We start from the raw sequence: 489 nt of genomic DNA, 5'->3' as shown, positions 1-489 counted from the left end.
TCGTCGACGGTCGACTGAAAATCCGGTCGGACGCGAGCGACCGGTCCCTCGTGCTTGGCCTCGCGGGGCTGTTCGCCCAAGTCGCCGCCGAGGGGGTGGTCGGCCCTACCGGGACCCTGCGGGCGAACAGCGCGGAGGCCCTGCACGCCAAGCGGACGATCCTGCGGCGGATCCACTTCGGCGGCAGTGCGTGGGGCACGACCCGACCGAAGCGATGGCTGAAGAAGCACCTCTCGATGACGCACACCACGGAGGTGCTACGGGCCGAACTCCGAGCGATCGACGAGGAACTCGCGGCGGTGGATCACGGCCACTCGGACACCGCGGTCTGGGGCGTCGACCGGCCCGCCCACCTGACCGGCAAGGCCTCCCTCGCCGACCATCTCGCACGGCGGATGGTCGCCGCGTCCTCGATCGGGACCACCTTCGCCGGTGGGCTGAGCAATGACCCGCCGCGTGCGATGGCGCTGATGGGGTCCTCGGTCGCCG

General features: G+C 71.2%; 1 protein-coding gene. It reads left to right on the top strand.

Translation table 11 applies throughout. The annotated features are described in order from the left end of the window. The coding region (locus tag F8279_RS30440; protein ID WP_192580807.1) for a hypothetical protein at positions 1-489 on the top strand (489 nt) is incomplete at both ends.

It is taken from the genome of Micromonospora sp. AMSO1212t (assembly GCF_008868145.1).
Taxonomy (GTDB): Bacteria; Actinomycetota; Actinomycetes; order Mycobacteriales; family Micromonosporaceae; genus Micromonospora; species Micromonospora tulbaghiae.
This window is presented reverse-complemented; position numbering and strand designations above follow the sequence as displayed.